Source organism: Kitasatospora sp. NPDC040550, assembly GCF_055594965.1.
The window spans coordinates 303,982-324,285 of the sequence record NZ_JBVIWC010000004.1 but is presented as its reverse complement, the minus strand read 5'-3'; the positions used below and the strand labels follow the sequence as shown (position 1 = coordinate 324,285).

The following is a 20,304-nucleotide window of genomic DNA, read 5'->3' as shown; positions in this document are numbered from 1 at the left end:
CCGGCGTACTCGTTCACGGTCTGGCTCACGAAGTCACTCCAAAGTGCCGGTCGTCGGGGCCGACCGGGTCGGTGATCAGGGTGGGCGGCGGAGCGTGGTCGTCCACCTCGGCGGTGAACGGCCGGCCGTCGTCGCGGCAGATGAACTGGACGACGTGCCGGCCGGCGGCAGCCGCGCGGATCAGCCCGCCGGTGGTCGCCCAGACGCCGGAGAGGTAGAAGTTGGCCAGGCCCGGCAGCCCGGGGCCGTTGCGCTTGATCTCCTCCTCCAGGGTCTCCCCGCCCTCCACGAAGGGCTGCCAGCCGAGCACCGTGCCGTCGTAGTTGCCGGTGTAGCGGACCTGGGTGAGCGGGGTGGAGACGTCCTTGACGGCCACCGCCTCCCGCAGCCCGGGGTGGTGGCCGTCCAGGAACTCGATGACGGCGTCCCGCACCCGGCGCTTCTCCCGCTGGTACTCCCGGCCCCGGCCGACCGGCAGGGTGTGCAGTTCCTCGCCGCGCCGCAGCCGGACGGCCTGCTCGGGGCCGGTGCTCAGGGCCCGCCACGGGGCGATGTCGCAGAAGTAGCTGGCGTAGACGACGGTGGTCCCGGCGGGCGACAGCTCGGGGTAGTGCCGGCTGCGGAACTGGATGTTGATGCTGGGGTGCCGGATGCCGGTGAGCCGGGCCGCGACGTCCTCCTCCAGCAGGTAGGTGGTGCACGGGTCGCCCGCCGGGAAGGGCGTGCGCAGGCCGAGGAAGACGGTGAGGTAGCCGGGGAAGACCATGCCCGGCTCGGTCAGCGTCTTCGTGTAGAGCCGGCGGTAGGTGTCGTTCAGGTACCGGCCCTTGAGCAGGTCCAGCATGGTGGTGCGGCCGTCGCAGGCGGCCACCACGACGTCGGCCCGCACCTCGCGCCCGTCGCTCAGCCGCACCCCGACGGCGGTGTCCCGCTCGACCAGGATCTCGGTGACCCTGGCGTTGTACGTGATCTCGCCGCCGAGCCGCCGGTAGCGCTGCTCGACCGAGCGCGCCAGCCCGAGCGAGCCGCCCTCCGGCACCCCGGCGGACTGCCCGGCGTGCGAGGCGAGTTGGAAGTACGTCGGCAGCACCGGGAAGTTGGGATGCTTCTCGTACAGCACGAAGTTGAACGCCTCGCGCAGCAGCGGGCTGCGGAACCGCGCCGAGTAGTCGCTCATCAGCACCGAGATGGAGCGCCGGATCACGTTGAAGTACGGCAGGAAGGAGGCGAGCATCCGCCAGCGCTCCCACCGGCCCATCAGTCCGACCGGCTTGAGGAAGGGGTAACGGGTCAGCGCCACGCGGAACGTGCGCAGGCCGGCGCAGAACTGCCGGATCTGCCGGGCGTCCTCGGGGGCGAGGTCCAGCAGGTGGGCCTCCAGCCGGTCCGGGTCGGAGTAGAAGCGCACCGCCCGGCCGTCCGTGGTGCGCACCACGTTGAACACGTCGAAGTTGCGCATCCGCTTGCCCTGGAGGGCGCCGAGTTCGAGCCAGATCTGGTGCATCTCGTTGCCCGGGCCGCTGCCCAGCAGCCAGCTGACGCAGCAGTCGAAGGTGAACTCGCCGCGGTCCCAGGCGGTGCAGCAGCCGCCGGGCAGTTCGTGCATCTCCAGGACCTGGCTGCGGTAGCCGTTCATCTGCGCGTAGCAGCCGGTGGACAGGCCGCCGAGGCCGCCGCCGATGATGACCATGCTCTGCCTGCCGCTCATTCGCCCGCTCCGCCTTCCGGTGCTCCGACGGTGGCCCGGTCGAGTTGCGGCAGCCGGCCCCACTTGCCGGGGTGCCAGGGTTCGCTGTCGTCGCTGGGCCAGGCCCGGAACGGTCGGCCGAGCTCCTGGCAGAGGTACTGGGCGGCGTACCGGCCGCTGGTGGCGGCTCGGATCAGGCCGCCGAGCGACGCCCACTGGCCGGCCATGGAGAAGCCGGCCAGGCCGGGCAGGCGCATCCGGTCCCGGTTGACCAGGCGGTTGGCGGTGTCCTCGGCCTCGGAGAAGGCCTGCCAGGCGAGGATGGAGCCGCCGGTGTTGCCGGTGAACCGCTCGGTGGTCACCGGCGAGGCGACGTCGACCAGTTCGATCCGGGCGCCGAGCCCGGGGTGGACGCGGTCCAGGAACTCCCGGACGAACGCCGCGACTTCCTGCTTGCGCGCCCGGTAGGCCCGGCGGTCGCGGATCCGCAGGTCCTTCCAGGACCGGTAGTCGCTGAAATAGGTGCAGTGCAGTACGGACTTGCCGGGCGGGGCGAAGCCCTCCGCGTAGTTCGAGCGCAGCTGCACCACCAGGCTCCGCTGGAGCGAGCCGGGCAGCCGGGCGGCGTCCGCCGGGCTCAACAGGTAGGTGGTGCAGTGCGGTTCGCCCGCCGGCAGCGGACCGTCCAGCCCGACGAAGGCGGAGACCACCGCCGGGTAGAGGTTGCCGGGCTTGTCCAGCAGCTCGCCGTACAGCCGGTCGGTGACGGGGCTGGAGTAGCGGCCGCGCAGCAGCCGGTCGAGCACCGTCGGCCCGTCGCAGGCGGCCACCACGTGGTCGGCGAAGTACCGGGTGCCGTCGCGCAGTTCGACGCCGACGGCGCGGTCGTCCTCGATCAGGATCCGGTCCACCCGGCAGCGGTAATCGATCACCCCGCCGAGCCGGGTGTACCGCTGCTCCACCGAGCGGGCCAGCCCGAGTGAACCGCCCTGCGGGAAGCCCGCGTTGCCGGTGTGGGCGGCCGCCAGGGTGTAGAGGTAGGGCAGCAGCGGGAATCCGGCCGGCTCCTGGAGGAACATGGTGGGGAAGGCCCGGCGCAGCAACGGGTCCTGGAAGCGCTCGGCGAACCGGCTCATCGGGGTGGCCGCGGTGCGCCAGAACAGCCGGAAGGCGGGCAGCACGGTGCGCAGGGTGCGCAGCCGTTCGGCGGTGCTGCGCAGCGGCGGTGGGGTGAGGTCCCAGGGCAGGTCGAGGGCGACGAAGCGGCGCAGGTCGCGGCAGAAGGCGCGGATCGGCGCGGCGTCGCCGGGGGCGAGGGCCAGCAGGTGGGCCTCCAGCCGGTCCGGGTCGGTGTGGAAGGTGACGGCCCGGCCGTGCTCGTCGACGACCCGGTTGAAGGTGTCGAAGTGGGTCACCGACTTGCCGTCCAGGGCGCCGAGTTCTTGCCAGACCTGGTGGGCGCCGGTGCCCTCGGCGGTGCCGATCAGCCAGTCGATGCAGTAGTCGAAGAGGTAGCCCTGCCGGGACCACGCGGTGCAGCAGCCGCCGGGCAGCACGTGCTTCTCCAGGATCCGGGTCTCCAGCCCGCTCATCTGGGCGTAGCAGCCGGTGGCGAGGCCGGCCAGGCCGGCCCCGATCACGATCACCCGGGGCGGTCCGGCGGCGGTCCGCTCCCGGCGGGGCCAGTGCGGCCCGCGGTCAGCGGCGGCCATCGGCGGTGCCTCCGGCCAGGACGGCGGCGGCCAGTTCGGCGTTGTGGGCGGCGAACTCGCCGTCCAGCATCTCGGCGTGGCTGCCGTGGCCGGCGTGCACGGCGGTTCCGGTGCTGGAGGCGCCCTGCCAGGAGCCGGGTTCGCCGCCGGTGTGGACGGCGAGCCGGTCGGGCTCGCAGACCACGTCCAGCCGGGCCCGGACGCTGCCGGTGTTGGGGGTCCGACTGCAGAACTCCAGGTAGTCCCTGGCCTGTTGCAGGGTCTCCTGGGCGACGATCCGGGAGCCGGTGTGGCGGTGCAGGTGGTCCTGGAGCTCCCGCTCGAAGACGGCCACGTGCTCCTCCCCCAGGTCGAAGGCGTCCAGGACCCGGTAGGCGTCCACCAGCAGCACCGATTCGACGGTGCGCCCGCGCCGTTCCAGCTCCTTGGCCACCTCGAAGGCGAGGTTGCCGCCGAGCGAGTAGCCGAGCAGCCGGTACGGCCCGGCCGGGTGCAGTTCTTCGACCAGGTCGGCGTAGCGCTCGGTCTTGTCGTCGCCGGTCAGGTAGTTGAAGGCGGCGATCCGGTGGCCGGGCAGGGCGGCGGCGAGCTGCCGGTAGACCAGCCCGTGGCCGCCTGCGGGCGGGAAGCAGAAGACCGTACGGCCTTCGGGCGCTTCGGCGTTGAACCACAGGTGGGGTTGGCCGCCCGCCACCTCGCCGGTGATGATCTGCTCGACGGTGCGGGCCATGCCGTGCAGGGTGGTGACCTTGAACAGCAGGCCGACCGGGATGCTGATGTTGAACTCGGTCTGCAGGTGGTGGATCAGCTCGATCAGCCGGATGGAGCTGCCGCCGAGCTCGAAGAAGTCGTGCTGGAGGCCGGCTTCGGGCACCCCGAGCAGCTGCTGCCAGTGCGCGGCGACCCGCTGCTCGTAGAGGGTGACGGGCGGTTCGTGGCGCCCGCCGCCGGTGTCGGCGGCGGGTTCGGGCAGGGCGGCGAGGTCGACCTTGCCGTTCGGGGTGAGCGGCAGGGCGGGCAGTTCGGTGAGGTAGGAGGGGATCATCACGGTGGGCAGGTGTTCGGCGAGGTGGCGGCGCAGTTCGCGGCGGTCCAGCGTGAGGCCCCGGGCGGGCACCAGGTAGGCGGCCAGGGCCGCCTCGCCCGCGCCGTCCTGGCGGACCGTCACGCAGGCCTCGGCGACCTCGGGCCGGGCGGTGAGGTGGGCCTCGATCTCGCCCGGCTCGATCCGGTGGCCGCGCACCTTGACCTGGTTGTCGATCCGGCCGAGCAGGTGGGCGGTGCCGGCGGTGTCCCAGCGGCCGAGGTCGCCGGTGCGGTAGAGCCGGCGGGGGGTGCCGTCCAGGTCCAGGACCCGGAACCGCTGGTCGGTCTGGACCGGGTCGTTCGGGTAGCCGGCCGCCACGCCCGCGCCGCCGATCCACAGTTCGCCGGGCACCCCGGCGGGGACGGGCTCGCCGTAGCGGTCCAGGACGTACAGCGCGCTGTTCGGGAAGGGCCGCCCGATCGGGACCATCCGGCCCGGTTCCAGTTCCTCGGCGTCGCCCTCGTAGTAGCTGCTGTCCACGGTGGCCTCGGTCAGGCCGTAGGAGTTGACCAGCCGGGTGGCCGGGCCGCACAGGGCGCGCAGCCGGTGGTGTTCGGCGGCCTTCCAGGAGTCGGAGCCGACCACCAGCAGCCGCAGGAAGTCCAGCCGCAGGCCGTCGCGTTCGCAGTGCGCCAGCAGGGCGCGGGCCACGGCGGGCACGAACTCGCCGCAGTCGACGGCCTCTTCGCGCATCACCCGGTACAGCCGGGCGGTGTCGAAGAGCAGTTCGCGGTCGACCAGGACGAGGGTGCCGCCGGTGCCGAGGGCCCGGGCGAGGTCGCCGGTGAACACGTCGAAGGCGGTGCCGGCCATCTGGAGGTGCACCCGGACCTCGGTGTCCAGGCGGTACTCGGCCCGCCAGCCCGCCGTGGCGGCGGCCAGCTGGCGGTGCTGGACCAGCACGCCCTTGGGCCGCCCGGTGGAGCCGGAGGTGTGGATCAGGTACGCGGGGCGGTCCGGGTCGGCGGCGGGCAGCGGCCCGGCAGCGGCGGCGGGCCGGTCCAGGTCGGCCGGGGTGACCGGCCGGGCGGGCAGCTCGGCCGCGGCCCGGTACCGCTCGTCGACCACGACCAGGGCCGCTCCGGCGTCGGCCAGCTGGTGCGCCAGCCGGTCCGCCGGGTGCCCGGGGTCGAGCGGCAGGTAGGCGGCGCCGGCCCGCCAGACCGCCAGCAGGGTGGTGACCAGCTCGGGCGACTTGTCCAGGCAGACCGCGACCACCGAGCCCTCGCCGGCGCCGAGTTCGCGCAGCCGGGCGGCGGCGCGCTGGGAGCGCCGGTCCAGTTCGCCGTAGCTCAGCCGCCGGACGGCGTCCCGGCCGGGGGCGACCACCGCGACGGCCTCCGGGTGCTCGGCGGCGGCCTTGGCGATCAGCTCGGGCAGCGGCACGTCGTGGTCGATCCGCCGCGCGGCGCCGCTGAACTCCTCCAGGACGAGCCGCCGTTCGGCCGCGTCCAGCATCCGCAGCCGGCCGACCGGCTCGCCCTCCGGGGCCCGGGTCATGGCGTCCAGCAGGTTGCGGTAGTGGGCGGCGAGGCGCTGGACCGTACCGGGCTCGAAGAGGTCGGAGTTGTACTTGAAGACGCAGTGGAAGCAGTTGTCCGCGCGGTCCTCGTAGGCGGACAGGGTGAGGTCGAACTGCCCTTCCTCCTCGGGCAGTTCGATGTACTCCAGACGGTATCCGAAGCGCTCCACGGCGACCTTGTGGGTGAGCAGGATGAACATCGCCTGGAACACCGCGGAGCGGCTCGGGTCGTGCTGGAGGCCGAGCTGCTCGACCAGCAGCGGGAACGGGTACTCCTGGTTGTCCAGCCCGCCGAGCACGCTCTCCCGCACCCGGGCCAGCAGTTCGGTGACGGTCGGCTCCCCGGCCAGGCTCACGTGCAGCGGCAGCGGGTTGACGAAGTAGCCGTAGACGGAGGCGAACTCCTCCTGGGTGCGGCCGGTGACGGGGCTGCCGACCACGATGTCCGGCTGCCCGGACCACCGGTGCAGCAGCAGGTAGTAGGCGCCGAGCAGCACCATGAACGGGGTGGCGCCGTGCGCGCGGGCCAGCTCGTGCACCCGGCCGGTCAGTTCCTCGTCGATCCGGAAGAACTCGGACGCCCCGTTGTGGGTCTGCACGGCCGGGCGCGGCTTGTCCGTGGGCAGGGCCAGCACCGGCATCCCGGCGGGCAGGTGGCCGCGCCAGTAGTCGAGCATCCGCTGCGCCTGCGGCCCGGCCAGGAACCGGTTCTGGTGGTTGAGGAAGTCCAGGTAGCGGGCGGCCACCGGGGGCAGTTCGGGGCTGCGGCCGCTGCGCAGCGCCTGGTAGACCTCGAACAGCTCCTCGATGAAGGTGAAGGTGGAGATGGCGTCCGAGACGATGTGGTGGACGGCCTTCATCAGCACCCAGCGGTCCGGTCCGCGCCGGAACAGCCGCAGCCGCACCAGCGGGTCCTCGGCCAGGTCGTACGGCCGCCGGTACTCGCGGACGATCAGCGCGTGGATCTCCTCCCAGGGGCGGCCCTCGACGTCGAACAGCGCAGTGTCGGCGACGGCTTCGGTGCGGATCCGCTGGACGGGGCGGCCCTCCTCGGCGGTGAAGGCGGCGCGCAGTCCGGGGTGCCGGGCGACCAGGAAGGCGAAGGCGGTGAACATCAGCTCCGGGTCGAGTTCGGCGCGCACCTCGACCGCCCCGCCGATGTTGTACGCGAAGCCGTCCGGGTGGAGCTGGCGCAGGAACCACAGGGCCTGCTGGTTGTGGGTGAGCGGGTAGCGGGCCTCGTCGGTGTGGAGTTCGACCTCGGCGTGCTGCGGGCCGCCGTCGGCGGCGAGCTGTTCGGCCAGCCCGGCGGTGAGCAGTTCGACCAGGTCGGCCACGCTGCCGTTGCTGAGCAGCGCCACCACCGGGAGGGCGACGCCGAGTTCGCCGTGCACCCGGGCGCGCAGCTCCATGGCGAGCAGCGAGTCCAGGCCGTGGGCGCCGAGTCGGGTGTCGGGGGTGATCCGCTCGACGGCGGTGCGCAGCACGGCGGCGGCGGCCGCGCTGAACCGTTCGGCGACCAGCTGTCGGCGGGCCTGTGGGTCGGCGGCGCGGTAGCCGTCCAGGAAGCCGCCGGTCTCGGCCGGGGCCTGTTCGGCGGCGCCGGCCGCGAGCTCGGCGACCAGCGCCGGCGGGGCGGGGTACCAGGCGAGGAAGGTGGGCCAGTCGACGACGGTGGCGACCAGCAGCTGGGCGCGGTCCTGTCCGAGGACGCGCTCCAGGACGGCGGTGCCGGCCTCCGGGGGCAGCGAGCTCATGCCGCGGGCGTCGCGGTAGTGGGCGACCAGGCCGAGTTCCTCGATCATGCCGGTGGCCCAGGGCCCCCAGTCCAGGCTGAGCGCGGGCCGGCCCTGGGCCCGGCGGTGGTGGGCGAGGGCGTCCAGGAAGGCGTTGCCGGCCGCGTAGTTGGTCTGTCCGGCGGTGGTGAGCAGCGAGGCGACGGAGGCGAACAGCACGAAGTGGTCGAGCGGTTCGTCGGCGAGCAGCCGGTGCAGCAGGTGGGCGCCGGCCACCTTGGGGGCGTACCCGGCGTCGAAGGCGGGCCGGTCCATCTGCGCCAGCAGGGTGTCCCTGACCTGTCCGGCGAGGTGGAACACGCCCCGGATCGGCGGGAGTTGGCGGCGGCGGTGGTCGGCGAGCCAGGCCGCGAGGGCCGTCCCGTCGGTGACGTCCACCGCGGCGACCAGCGGTTCGGCGCCGAGCGCCTCCAGTTCGCGCAGGAAGGCGATCCGCTCGCCGGCGGGCGTCGCGGGGTCGACGGCGTGCCAGTCGGCGCGCGGCGGCAGGGCGGTGCGGCCGACCAGGACCAGCCGCCGGGCGCCGCGCCGCACCAGGGTGCGGCAGAGCAGCCGGCCGAGCGCGCCGAACGCGCCGGTGACCAGGTAGCAGCCGTCCGGGCGCAGCACCGGCGGCAGCGGCCGGGTGAGGCCCTCGGCGGGGCGCAGCCGGCTGGTGAGTCGGCGGCCGGCCCGCAGGGCGAGTTCCTGTTCGGCGTCGGCCGGGCGGTCGGCGGCGAGTTCGGCGAGCAGGGCCGCGGCCTGGTCGGCGGCCGGCCGGGCCGGGTCCAGGTCGATCAGGCTGCCGCGCTGGGCGACGAGTTCCTGCTGCCAGAGCACCCGGCCGATGCCCCAGGCGGGGGCGCCGAGCGGTTCGACCCGGTCCTGCGGGCCGGTGGCCTGGGTGCCGCGGGTGACGATGTGCAGCCGGCCGTCGGGGCGGGCGGTGGACAGCGCCCGGGCGAGGGTGACCAGCGAGTAGGCGCCGTGGGTGGCGAGCCGGTCGAGCTGCCCGGGGTCGCCGGGGTCGAGGCCGTCGAGGGCGGGCAGGTCGAGGTTCCACAGGTGGACGACGGTCCGGTGGGCCGGGTCCAGTGCGGCGAACAGCCGCTGGAGGTCCTCGGTGGAGTCGGGCCGTACGGTGCTCCCGCCGTCCCCGGTGGCGTACGAGCTGCCGGGCCGGACGAGGTGGCAGCGGGCGCCGTGCCCGGCGGCCAGGGCGGCCAGCCGTTCGGCGAGGCCGCCGACGTCGGCGAACAGCAGCAGGTCGCCGGTGGGGGCGTCGTGCGGCGCGGCCGGGGCGTCCTGCCAGGCGAGCTCGGTGAGCCAGCCGTCGATGGTGGCCAGGCCGACCGAGGCGGCCGCCCGGGCGACGTCGGCGACCTTGAAGCCGGTGATCCGGCCGAGCGGGGCGCCGTCCTCGGCGTACAGGGCGAGGTCGCCGACGAGTTCCTCGGCGCTCTCCCGGGTGACGGTGGCGTGCGCCCAGATCGGGCGGTCGCCGATGGCGTCGAGCCGGACCTCCTCGATCGAGACGGGCAGCCGGACGCTGCCGTCCTCGGGGGCGTGCAGCCGGGTGGTGAGCAGGGTCTGGAAGCAGGCGTCGAGCAGCACCGGGTGGAGCTGGTGGTCGGCGGCGCCGGGGCCGAGCCGTTCGGTGGGGCGGATCCGGGCGAGCGCCTCGCCGGGCCCGGCCCAGACCTCGGCGACGGCGCGGAAGGCCGGCCCGTAGTCGTAGCCGCGCTCGGCCAGGCGCCGGTAGCAGTCCGGGCCGTCGAGGTGCTGCCCTTGCCCGCGCAGCGCGTCGAGGTCGGCGGCGGGGCCGTAGGAGCGGCGCTGGCCGGTGCGGACCCGGCCGCCGGCGTGCACGGTGGGTTCGCCGTCGGCCGGGGTGGCGGCGATGGTGAAGCGGGCGTCCTCGGGGGCGTAGCCGAGTTGGACGGGCACGGGTTCGGTGTCGGAGAGGAACAGTGCCCGGTGCAGTTCGACCTCGGCCAGGACGACCTGGCCGGCGCCGGTCAGCGCGCGGACGGCCTGGGCGGCCATCTCCAGGTACCCGGCGGCGGGGAAGACCGCCCGGCCCTCGATCCGGTGGTCGTCCAGGTAGGGCAGCCGCTCGGGGTCGAGCGCGGTGGTCCAGGTGGGCTGGGCGGCGGCGGTGCGGCGGCCGAGCAGCGGGTGGTCGAGCTGCCCGAGCCGGACCTGCTCGACCGGCTTGGGCTCGGTCCAGTGGCGCTCGCGCCGCCACGGGTAGCCGGGCAGCGGCACCGGGCGCCCGGCCGGGTGCAGCGCGTGCCAGTTCAACTCGACGCCGAGGGTGTGGAGTTCGGCCAGGGTACGGGCGACGCGCTCGGGTTCGTCCTGCTGCCGGCGGATCGACGGCAGGGTGTGCGCCTGCTCGGCGCACTCACGGATCGCGTGGCCGAGCACCGGGTGCGGGCCGATCTCCAGGAACAGCCGGTGCCCGTCCTCGGCCATCCGCTCGACGGCGGCCCGGAAGCGCACCGGGTGGCGGACGTTCTCCCACCAGTACCCGGCGTCCAGTTCGGGCCCCCGGGCCAGGCCCTCGCGGGCGGTGAGGTGGAGCGGCAGCCGGGCGCGCTGCGGTTTGATCCCGGCCAGGGCGGCGGTCAGTTCGGCCCGGATCGGTTCCATCCGCACGCTGTGGTAGGGGACTTCGACGTCCAGGAGACGGGCGAAGACGCCCTGCTGTTCGAGGCCGGCGGCCAGTTCGCGCAGTGCCTCGGTGTCCCCGGCGAGGGTCACCGCGGAGGGGCTGTTGACGGCGCCGAGCGAGACCAGGTCGCGGTACGGGCGGATCCGCCGCTCCGCCTCGGCCTCCGGCAGGCCGACGGCGAGCATCGAGCCCGTCCCGGCCAGCCGCTGCTGGAGCGAGCTGCGGGCGAGCACCACCCGGACGGCGTCGGCCAGGTCGTAGACCCCGGCCTCGTGGAAGGCGGCGACCTCCCCGGTGCTGTGGCCCACCACCGCGTCGGGGTGCACGCCGTGGCTGCGCCAGATGGCCGAGAGCCCCAGTTGGACGGCGAAGTTGGCGGGTTGGGCGAGCCAGGTCGCGGCCATCCGGGAGTCGGCCTCGTCCCGGCCGAGTTCGTCCAGCAGGGACCAGCCGGCCTGGGCGCGGATCTCGGCGTCCACCGCCCGGACGGCCTCCCGGTAGACCGGCTCGCTCTCGTACAGGCCCCGGCCCATCCCCCACCACTGCGGGCCCATGCCGGTGAACACCCAGGCCAGGCGCCGCTGTTCGCGCTCCCGGGCCAGGCCCCGGACGACCCGGGGGTGGGCCTCGCCGCGTTCGTGGGCGGCCAGCGCCTCGGCCAGGTCGGCGGGCCCGGAGTACACCACGGCGAGCCGCTCGGGCAGGTGCTCGCGGCGGTGCGCCAGGGTGTGGCCGAGGTCCGTGGCGCAGGCCCCGGCGGTGAGCTCCTGCCGTACGGCGGCGGCGAGTTCGGGCAGTCCGGCGGTGTCCCGGGTGCTCAGCGGCAGCACCGTGACGGCCGGGCGCCGGGCGGGGGCGACGGGGGCGGGCGGCGGCGGTTCCTCCAGCAGGACGTGGGCGTTGGTGCCGCCGAAGCCGAAGGAGTTGACGCCCGCGCGGGCCGGCCCCTGGTGCTCGGGCCAGTCGACCGGCGCGGTCGGGATGTCGAAGGGCAGCGCGGCCAGGTCGATGGCCGGGTTGGGCCGCTCCAGGTTGAGGTGCGGCGGGATCCGGCGGTGCCGCAGGGCGAGGGCGGTCTTGATCAGCCCGGCGACCCCGGCGGCGGCCTCGGTGTGCCCGATGTTGGTCTTCACCGAGCCGACGTAGCAGCGCTCCCCCGCGCGGCGGCCGATGCCGAGCACCCGGCCGAGCGCGGCCGCCTCGATCGGGTCGCCGACCGGGGTGGAGGTGCCGTGCGCCTCGACGTACTGGAGGCTGCCGGGCAGCACCCCGGCGCCGGCGCAGACCCGTTCGATCAGGGCGGCCTGGGCGTCCGCGCTGGGGACGGTGATGCCGTTGGTGCGGCCGTCCTGGTTGACGCCGCTGCCGAGGATCACGGCGTGCACCGGGTCGCCGTCGCGCAGCGCGTCGGAGAGCCGCTTGAGCACCACCACGCCGACCCCCTCGGCCCGCACGTAGCCGTCGGCGGCGGCGTCGAAGGCGCGCGAGCGGCCGTCGGCGGAGAGGAAGCCGCCCTTGGTCTCGGCGATCGTGTACTGCGGCGCCATGTGCAGCAGGGCGCCGCCGGCCAGGGCGAGTTCGGTCTCGCCGCGGAGCAGGCTCTGGCAGGCGAGGTGGACCGCGACCAGGGAGGAGCTGCACGCGGTGTCGATCGAGACGCTGGGGCCGCGGAAGTCGAAGCAGTGCGAGATCCGGTTGGACACCATCGTCATCATGGTGCCGGTGGCGGTGTGCGCGGCGATGGTGGTGAAGTCCAGATCGGCGAACTGGAGGATCTTCCAGTCCAGGGTGAAGGCGCCCATGTAGACGCCGACGTCCCGCCCGGCCAGCGCGCCGGGGCGCAGCCCGCCGTCCTCCAGCGCCTCCCAGCTCACCTCCAGGAGCTTGCGCTGCTGCGGGTCCATGTGGGCGGCCTCGCGGGGGCTGATCCCGAAGAAGGCGGGGTCGAAGGTGTCGAAGCCGTCGATGTAGCCGCCCCGGCCGCCGATCAGCCGCCCCGGCTTGGCGCGGTCCCGGCTGCCCAGGGTGCCGGTGTCGTACCGGTCGGCGGGGGTGTCGGTGAGACAGTCCCGGCCCTCGATCAGGTTGCGCCAGTAGGTCCGGTGGTCGTTGGCGTGTCCCGGCAGGCGGCAGCCGATGCCGGTGATCGCGATCCGTTCGCAGGGCACGGCGAAGGGCGAGGTGGTCATGGTCCAATCCGAGGGTGGTGGCGGGGACGGCGCGGGCACGGGCGGGGGCGGCTGCCCGGGGACCGGTCGGAACGGGTCGGCGACGCGTGGGGTGGGGGCTCTTCGATGGCGGGACTCGTCGATGGGGGAACGCGTCGATGGCGGAACTCGTCGGGCCGGCCCGACGGTTCGGGCCGGGGGTGTCAGACGGACTGCTCGGTGGTCTTCATCCGGCGCCAGGGGTGCAGCAGGGTGGCGCCGAGCTCTCCGGTGGTCGGGAACGCGGCCGGGTCGGTGAGGCCGACGGCTTCCGGGATCCGACCGGGCCGCCAGGTGAAGCTCCCGAACACGTGGTCCCACAGCGACAGGTCGGAGGCGTAGTGGCCGGCTTCGGCGAGGTCGGTGCTGTGGTGCAGGCGGTGGAGTTCCGGGCCGGCCAGGACGTGGCCCAGCCAGCCGATCCGGACGTCGATGTTGGCGTGGACGAAATACCCCTGCGCCATCACGAATATTCCGACCACGAACACCGAATCCGCCGAGAATCCGATCATCGCCAGCAGGAGTTGGACCACGGACTGGGCGAACAGCACGTCCAGGAAGTGGTTGACGCCGTTGTTGGCGACGTTCACCTTGTCCGGTACGTGGTGCACGCCGTGCAGCCGCCAGAGCCAGCGGTTGCGGTGCGACCAGCGGTGCACCAGGTAGTCCCCGAGCGAGCCGATCAGCAGGGCGAGCGGGATCTCCAGCGCGAAGGGCAGCGCCGGGCGGGCCGGCCCGAGCGCCACCACCAGCGTGGCCACCACCCCCTGGGCCAGCCCGCCGCCCACCATGCTCAGCACGAAGTACACGCCGTACCACCGCAGTTCATGCCCGCTCGGATGCCAGTCGGTCCGGTACGGGATCACCCGTTCCAGCATCGCCAGGTAGCAGATGACGGCGATCAGCACGAGCGGGGAGACCTGGTCGGGCGCCCAGCGGAAGCGCAGTGTCGCGACGGCAGTGCACAGCACCCCCAGGAGCAGCAGCGGATGGGCGAGCCGGCGTGCGATGGCGGACAGCACGCTCCCCCTAGTTATTCGCGGACTAACGAACGGAAACGTCAGAGACTCTAGCGGGAGACGCAGGCGGGGTCAGTCATTCGACGTGTTAACGCCATGAATAACCCGATCGGCGGAAAGTCTGCGCACGAAGTTGACAAATCGGCGGCGTGAACGGGGCGCAAACGGGGGCGGGGTGAGCCGGGCCGGAGTGCGTCGCGCGCGATTCCCGCACACTCCGCCGCCCACGCCCCCATCGGCGCCCACTGCTGGTCAGGGGCCGGCGCCCGGGGGCCGGCAGGGATCGGAGGGAGGACTGCGTTCGGGGGCCGGCGGGGGCCTGCACCCGGGGGCCGGCGGAGGCTCAGGCCCCGGCCAGCTCCGCCAACCGGTCGGCGGCCTGCGGCCCGTACCGCGCGAGGCGCTCCCGCAGGCCGCGCAGCTCGTGCCCGACCAGCGCCGGCAACGCGGCCGCCGGCACCGACGCCAGGGCGGGCGCCAGCAGGTCCACGGCCGTCCGCGGATCGTGCGCGCAGGCGTGGCAGTCGGCCGCCCGGACGGTGAACAGCAGCCGGCTGGACGGCAGCTGGGTCGGGCCGAGCAGGCCGAGCGCCGTCTCGGTGGCCGCCAGCGCCCGCCGGGCCAGCCGGGGATCGTCCACCGCGGCGGCGAGGTCGCGCAGCGCGGCGGCCGCGGCGGACTCCACCCGCAGCCGCATCGAGGCGATGGACAGCCACGGCACGTCCGCCTCGTCCCGGGCGTCGATGTGCTCCAGGTGCGCCCGGGCCAGCGCGATGTCGCGGACGGTGCCGCGCACGTCCCCGGTCAGGGCCCGGGCCCGGGCCCGGCTGATCCGGCCCATCGCCCCCGCCCAGGGCCGCTCGGGGGCGACCCGGTCGATCTCCCGGGCGTAGCCGAGCGCGGCCACCGGGTCGCCGTCCAGCCGGGCCAGGATGCTGAGGTCGCTGAGCGTGCCGACCTGGGTGGCCCGGTCCCCGGCCAGCCCGGCCCAGGTGAGCGCCCGGTCGAAGCAGGCCATGGCGGTGGCGTTGCGGCCGTCCTGCATCCGCAGGGCCCCGGCGGCGTGGGCGTGTTCGGCGGCCAGCCGGGCCAGCGGGCGGCGCTGGGCTGCGGGCGCGACGGCCAGCCGGGCCAGCACCACGTGCAGGGTGCGCTCGACGGCGGCGACCAGCCCGGCCAGGGCGCCGGTCTCGCCGGCCCGCAGCTGCGCCGCGAGCAGCCCGGCCAGGGCGTGCGCGGTGGCGGCGTCCAGCGGCGGCGCGGTGGCCGGGTCGGCGGTCCGGAACTCCTCGCACAGCAGGGCGAGTTCGTCCGGTGGCGGGACGGCGCAGCCCTCGGCGTCGTGCAGCGGGCAGAGCAGTCCGTAGTCCGGCAGCCGGGCCGGGGCCAGCAGGACCGGGGCCGACAGTGCCGGGTCGACGGGAGCGGGCTCGGGGGCGGAAGCCGGTCCGTCCGGCACCCCGCCGGGCAGCGGCGGCCGCAGCAGGCCGGGGGCGAAGGGGGCCAGCAGCGGCAGTCCGCCGGTCTCGGCGCGCAGGCAGGCCGCCACCAGGTCCCCGCCGGCGTCCAGCAGTTCGTCGATCCGCTCGGCCATCCTGGGGGCGACCCGGCGGGAGCCGTGCTCGATCTTGCTGACCGCCGTGTGGTCGTAGCCGATCCCCGCGCCGAGCTGCGCCTGGGTGAGTCCGGCCCGGCGCCGCCAGTGCCGCAGCCGGGCGCCGAACTCCCGCCAGGCGCCCGCCTGCTGGACGTCCGGTGGCGAGGCCGGGGCCGAACGGTTCCGCTGCACGGCTGTCCTCCCCCTGTACGCCCCCGACGCGGGGCCCTGGGACGAGTCCGACGAGGAGGACGGTACTCGATGGCTCCCGTCCCGTACATGAGGTGGTCTCAACCACTGACGGGAAAGCCCAGCTTGACGCGAAACGGCACCCGCACCTTGACGGAATTTGCCAACCCTATGCAGAGCCTGCACCAGCCATTGACCCGGGCATGACGCCATGTGAGTGTTCGGGCACCCGAGCGCGGACGGCCCGCACGGCCGTCCCCCCAGAAGCGGCCCGCGGTGCGCCACCAGCCCTTCCCGTCCGCGGTCGAGGACCCCCACTCGCGAGGAGCCTCGATGCAACGCAGAGTTTCCCCAGGACGGTTGCTCACCACGGCGACCACCCTGACCGTGCTGGCCGGCCTGATCGGCGCCACCGCCGGGACGGCCACCGCCGCGCCCACCCCCTCCCCCGCACCACCCAGCGCCCTGGCCGCCGCCGTGAACGCCGCCGACGCGGCCGCCGCGGCCGGCACCGACGCACTGGCCAAGGGGCCGGGCGAGACCTACGAGCGCAAGGCCGTCACCCCCTGGCTGAACGGCCTCTACTCGGTCTCGTACGAGCGCAGTTATCGCGGTCTCCCGGTGGTCGGCGGCGACGCCGTGGTGCTCGCCGACGGCAAGGGCACCGTGCGCGGTCTCCAGTCGGCCGCCACCGGGCCGGTCGGCGGCTCGATCACCCCGCAGATCAGCGCGGCCGACGCGGAGAAGACCGCGCGGACCGAGCTGCCCGTCGTCGACCAGGTGGAGTCCCGCCGCCTGGTCGTCCGGGTCAAGGACGGCGCCGGCCGGCTCGCCTGGGAGACCGTGCTCAAGGGCCGCACCGAGAACGCGCCCAGCCACCTGCACGTCTTCGTCGACGCCGCCACCGGCGAGGTCGTCGACAGCTACGACGACGTCGAGGCCGGCACCGTCAACAGCAAGTGGAACGGCCCCGGCCCGCTGACCATCAGCACCACCAACTCCGGCGGCTCGTACGCCCTGCGCGACCCGAGCCGGCCCGGCCTGTCCTGCTCCGACAACGACACCGGCCAGGTGTTCACCAAGTCCTCCGACTCCTGGGGCAACGGCAACCCGTCCAGCCGGGAGACCGGCTGCGGCGACGCCATGTGGGCGGCCCAGAAGGAATGGGACATGCTCCGCGACTGGCTCGGCCGCAACGGCCACGACGGCAACGGCGGCAGCTGGCCGATCAAGATGGGCCTCAACGACGTCAACGCCTACTGGGACGGCAGCTCCGTCTCGATCGGCCACAACCAGGCCGGCGAGTGGATAGCCGCCCAGGACGTCGTCGGCCACGAGTTCGGCCACGGCATCGACCAGTACACCCCCGGCGGCGCCAACAACGAGAACGGCCTCGGCGAGGGCACCGGCGACATCTTCGGCGCGCTCACCAAGGAGTACAACAACGAGCCCGCGCCGTACGACTACCCCGACTACCAGGTCGGCCGCGTGATCAACCTGGTCGGCCAGGGCCCGATCCGCAACCTCTACCAGCCCTCCCTCGTCAACAACGACCCGAACTGCTACTCCTCCTCGATCCCGAGCACCGAGGTGCACGCGGCCGCCGGACCGCTGAACCACTGGTTCTACCTGCTGTCCAACGGCTCCAACCCGGGCGGCGGCAAGCCCAACAGCCCGACCTGCAACAACTCCAGCGTCACCGGCATCGGCGTCAAGCAGGCCGGCCAGGTCTGGTACGGCGGCATGCTGCTCAAGACCAGCGGCATGACCTACAAGCGCTACCGCACCACCACCCTGACCGCGGCCAAGAACCTCGACCCGAGCTGCACCTTCTTCAACCGTGCCAAGGCCGCCTGGGACGCCGTCAGCGTGCCCGCGCAGAGCGGTGACCCGACCTGCACGCCGTCCGGCAACAACGACTTCTCGCTCGCGCTCGGCCCGGCCGCCGGCTCCGTCCAGCCCGGCTCGTCGACCACCGCGACGGTCTCCACCGCCGTCACCTCCGGCACCGCGCAGACCGTCAACCTGACCGCCACCGGCGCCCCGACCGGGGTCACCGCGACGGTCAGCCCGTCCTCCGTGCAGGCCGGCGGCTCCGCGACGCTGACCCTGTCCGCCTCCTCCGGCGCCCCCGCCGGCACCTACGTGATCACCGTGACCGGCACCGCCGGCGCGGCCACCCACACCGCCCAGTACACCCTGACCGTCGGCGGCGGCACACCCGGCGGGCCGGCCCCGGACATCGACGTGGCCAAGATCCAGGCCGACCTGGCCCAGCTGAACACCATCGCCAACCAGAACGGCGGCAACCGCCGGGCGGGCAGCGCCGGCCACAGCCAGTCCGTGGCCTACATCAAGGGCAAGCTCCAGGCCGCCGGCTTCCAGGTCAGCGAGCAGACCTGCACCTCCTGCACCTACCAGTCCAACAACCTGATCGCCGACTGGCCCGGCGGCCCGTCCGACCAGGTCACCATGCTCGGCGCCCACCTGGACAGCGTCTCGGCCGGCCCCGGTATCAACGACAACGGCTCCGGCTCCGCCGTCCTGCTGGAGAACGCCCTCGCGCTCGCCCAGCAGAACCCCACCCTCACCCGGCACGTCCGCTTCGCCTGGTGGACCGGCGAGGAGCAGGGCCTCCAGGGCTCCCAGTACTACGTCGGCCAGCTGGGCTCCACCCAGCGCTCCGCGATCAAGGCCTACTACAACTTCGACATGGTCGGCTCGCCCAACGCCGGCTACTTCATCAACAACCTCACCGCCGCGGCCTCCGCGCCGATGAAGGCCTACTGGGACTCGCTCAACCTCCAGCCCGAGGAGAACGTCGAGGGCGTGGGCCGCTCCGACGACTACTCCTTCCAGCAGGCCGGCATCCCGACCTCCGGCTACGCGGCCGGCGCCAGCGCCGTCAAGACCTCCGCGCAGGCCGCCAAGTGGGGCGGCTCGGCCGGGCAGTCCTACGACTCCTGCTACCACCAGTCCTGCGACACCACCTCCAACGTCGACGCCACCGTGCTCAAGCGCAACGCCAACGGCGTGGCCTACACCATCTGGAAGACCTCGGTCGGCGGCACCACCCCGGCCAACGACTTCTCCGTCTCGGTGAACCCGGCCACCGCCACCGTCAAGCCCGGCGCCTCCGCCACGGCCACCGTCGCCACCGCCACCACCTCCGGCTCCGCCCAGACGGTCAACCTGACCGCCTCCGGCGCCCCGGCCGGCGTCACCGTCTCCTTCACCCCCTCCTCCGTCCAGTCCGGCGCCTCCGCCACCATGACCGTCGCCACCGCGACCAACACCGCCGCCGGCACCTACAGCATCACCGTCACCGGAACCGGCTCCGCCACCCACACCACCAGCTTCACCCTGGTCGTCGGCAGCGGAACCCCCAACCCCGGCAACGCCTGGACCCCCGGCACCACCTACCAGGCCGGTGACGTCGTCACCTACAACGGCGTCAGCTACCGCTGCATCCAGGGCCACACCGCCCAGGTCGGCTGGGAGCCGCCGATCGTCCCCGCCCTCTGGCAGCAGGTGTGACCCGCCCGGGCCGCGCTGACTGACAGCCCCTGAACCGCTGCGCCGCGATCCGTCGAGGGGGACGGACCGCGGCGCAGCCGCGTCCGGGGGGCGGGGGCGGGGGCGGGACCTGGCGTGGCCTGACCTGGCGTGGCCTGGTCTGACCTGGTCTGGCCTGGTCTGGCCTGGCCTGGCCTGGCCTGGCCTGGCCTGGCCTGGCCTGGCCTCCGGCTGCGTTGTCAGACCTGTGTGCTTCCGTGTACGGAGGAGCATTCGGCGGCCACCGGACGGAGTGGCCGCCGACAGCCGGACGCGGAAGGCAGGAGGCAGGATGACGGGCTGGACGGGCTGGACGGGCGTGACCTGGGACAGCTGGCGGGACGCCGAGGAGATCCGCGCTCGCCTCGCCGCAGGCGCCGACCCGGAGGACTGGGGCTTCGGCCGGCGGCCGCTGCACCGGGCCGCGTCCTACGGTTCCCCCGAGGTGCTCACCGAACTCGCGGGCCGGGTGGCGGACGTGGACGCGTCGCAGGACGGGACCACGGCCCTGTGGGAGGCCGTCCTGGCGGGCCGGCCGGACAACGCCCGCGCCCTGGCCGCCGCCGGGGCCGACCCCTGGCGTCCCCAGCTCGGCGGCTGGTCGCCCGGGCGGCTCGCACTGGCCGGGCCGGTCCCCGACCTGTTCCCCGTCCCGGCCGGGGAGCCCGGGCTGACGGCGACCGAGCAGGCCACCACCCGGAACGCCCGGCAACTCGTCGCCGACCTCGGTGAGTTCCACCACGAGGGCACCGGCCTCGCCTGCATCGCCGGCATCGACGCCGCCGAAGCGGTCCGCCGGCTGTCCGGCGAGCCGGTGGACGAGGAGTTCATGGCGGACTTCCTCGACGACCCGTACGACCACGACCAGGACGACAGCCTGCTCCTGGTCGGCGTCACGACCGTGCCCGGCGGCTGCATCGTCACCCAGCCGTGGGGCTACACCCCGTCCACCCCGGGCGTCATGGCCCGGCTGACGGCCGGCACCCTCGGCTACGGCATGTACGCCAATCCCAAGAGCGGCAACCAGGGCCGCATCCACCGCGACGGTGTCACGGAAGGCTGGGACCTCCACCCCGGCGGCGGGCCCCTGCCCGGCCACACCCCCGAGGAGGTCTTCGCCGGGTACCTCTACCACAACAAGGCCGTCGCCTACGCCTGTGCCTTCGCGGGCCTGCACCCCACCGACGCCCGAGCCGTCACCGGGCCCGCCGACTTCTGGATACATCTGCCCGACCTGGACTACTGGGAGAGCTGACCGACTGGTCCGGCCGCGCGGC

Annotated in this window: 7 protein-coding genes; 2 read left to right on the top strand and 5 right to left on the bottom strand. The window is 74.1% G+C overall.

The genetic code is table 11. The features are described from left to right. Positions 1-25 precede the first annotated feature (25 nt). The 5 genes from ACZ58X_RS09165 to ACZ58X_RS09145 all read right to left on the bottom strand — a co-directional run bounded on the left by ACZ58X_RS09165 (position 26) and on the right by ACZ58X_RS09145 (position 15,475). On the bottom strand, positions 26-1,690 hold the full coding sequence (locus ACZ58X_RS09165) for a phytoene desaturase family protein (RefSeq protein WP_470333103.1): 1,665 nt from the start codon (positions 1,688-1,690) through the stop codon (positions 26-28). A gap of 14 nt (positions 1,691-1,704) precedes the next feature. Next, complete coding sequence (locus ACZ58X_RS09160) at positions 1,705-3,399, bottom strand: phytoene desaturase family protein (RefSeq protein ID WP_470333007.1); 1,695 nt, start codon at positions 3,397-3,399, stop codon at positions 1,705-1,707. Beyond that, entirely contained in the window at positions 3,386-12,649 is a 9,264-nt protein-coding gene (locus ACZ58X_RS09155) for an amino acid adenylation domain-containing protein (RefSeq protein WP_470333006.1), read from the bottom strand. The genes ACZ58X_RS09160 and ACZ58X_RS09155 overlap by 14 nt, the downstream gene beginning before the upstream one ends. Before the next feature lie 182 nt (positions 12,650-12,831). Beyond that, positions 12,832-13,704, bottom strand: a complete 873-nt coding sequence (locus tag ACZ58X_RS09150) for a sterol desaturase family protein (protein WP_470333102.1) — start codon at positions 13,702-13,704, stop codon at positions 12,832-12,834. Positions 13,705-14,029: 325 nt separating this feature from the next. Beyond that, on the bottom strand, positions 14,030-15,475 hold the full coding sequence (locus ACZ58X_RS09145; RefSeq protein ID WP_470333005.1) for a helix-turn-helix domain-containing protein: 1,446 nt from the start codon (positions 15,473-15,475) through the stop codon (positions 14,030-14,032). 330 nt (positions 15,476-15,805) lie between these two features. On the opposite strand from ACZ58X_RS09145, the gene ACZ58X_RS09140 reads away from it, so the two are divergent. Continuing rightward, positions 15,806-19,009 (top strand): M28 family peptidase, encoded by a 3,204-nt coding sequence (locus ACZ58X_RS09140; RefSeq protein ID WP_470333004.1) that lies wholly within the window; start codon positions 15,806-15,808, stop codon positions 19,007-19,009. A gap of 310 nt (positions 19,010-19,319) precedes the next feature. Then, positions 19,320-20,282 (top strand): ankyrin repeat domain-containing protein, encoded by a 963-nt coding sequence (locus tag ACZ58X_RS09135; protein ID WP_470333003.1) that lies wholly within the window; start codon positions 19,320-19,322, stop codon positions 20,280-20,282. Positions 20,283-20,304: the final 22 nt, after the last annotated feature.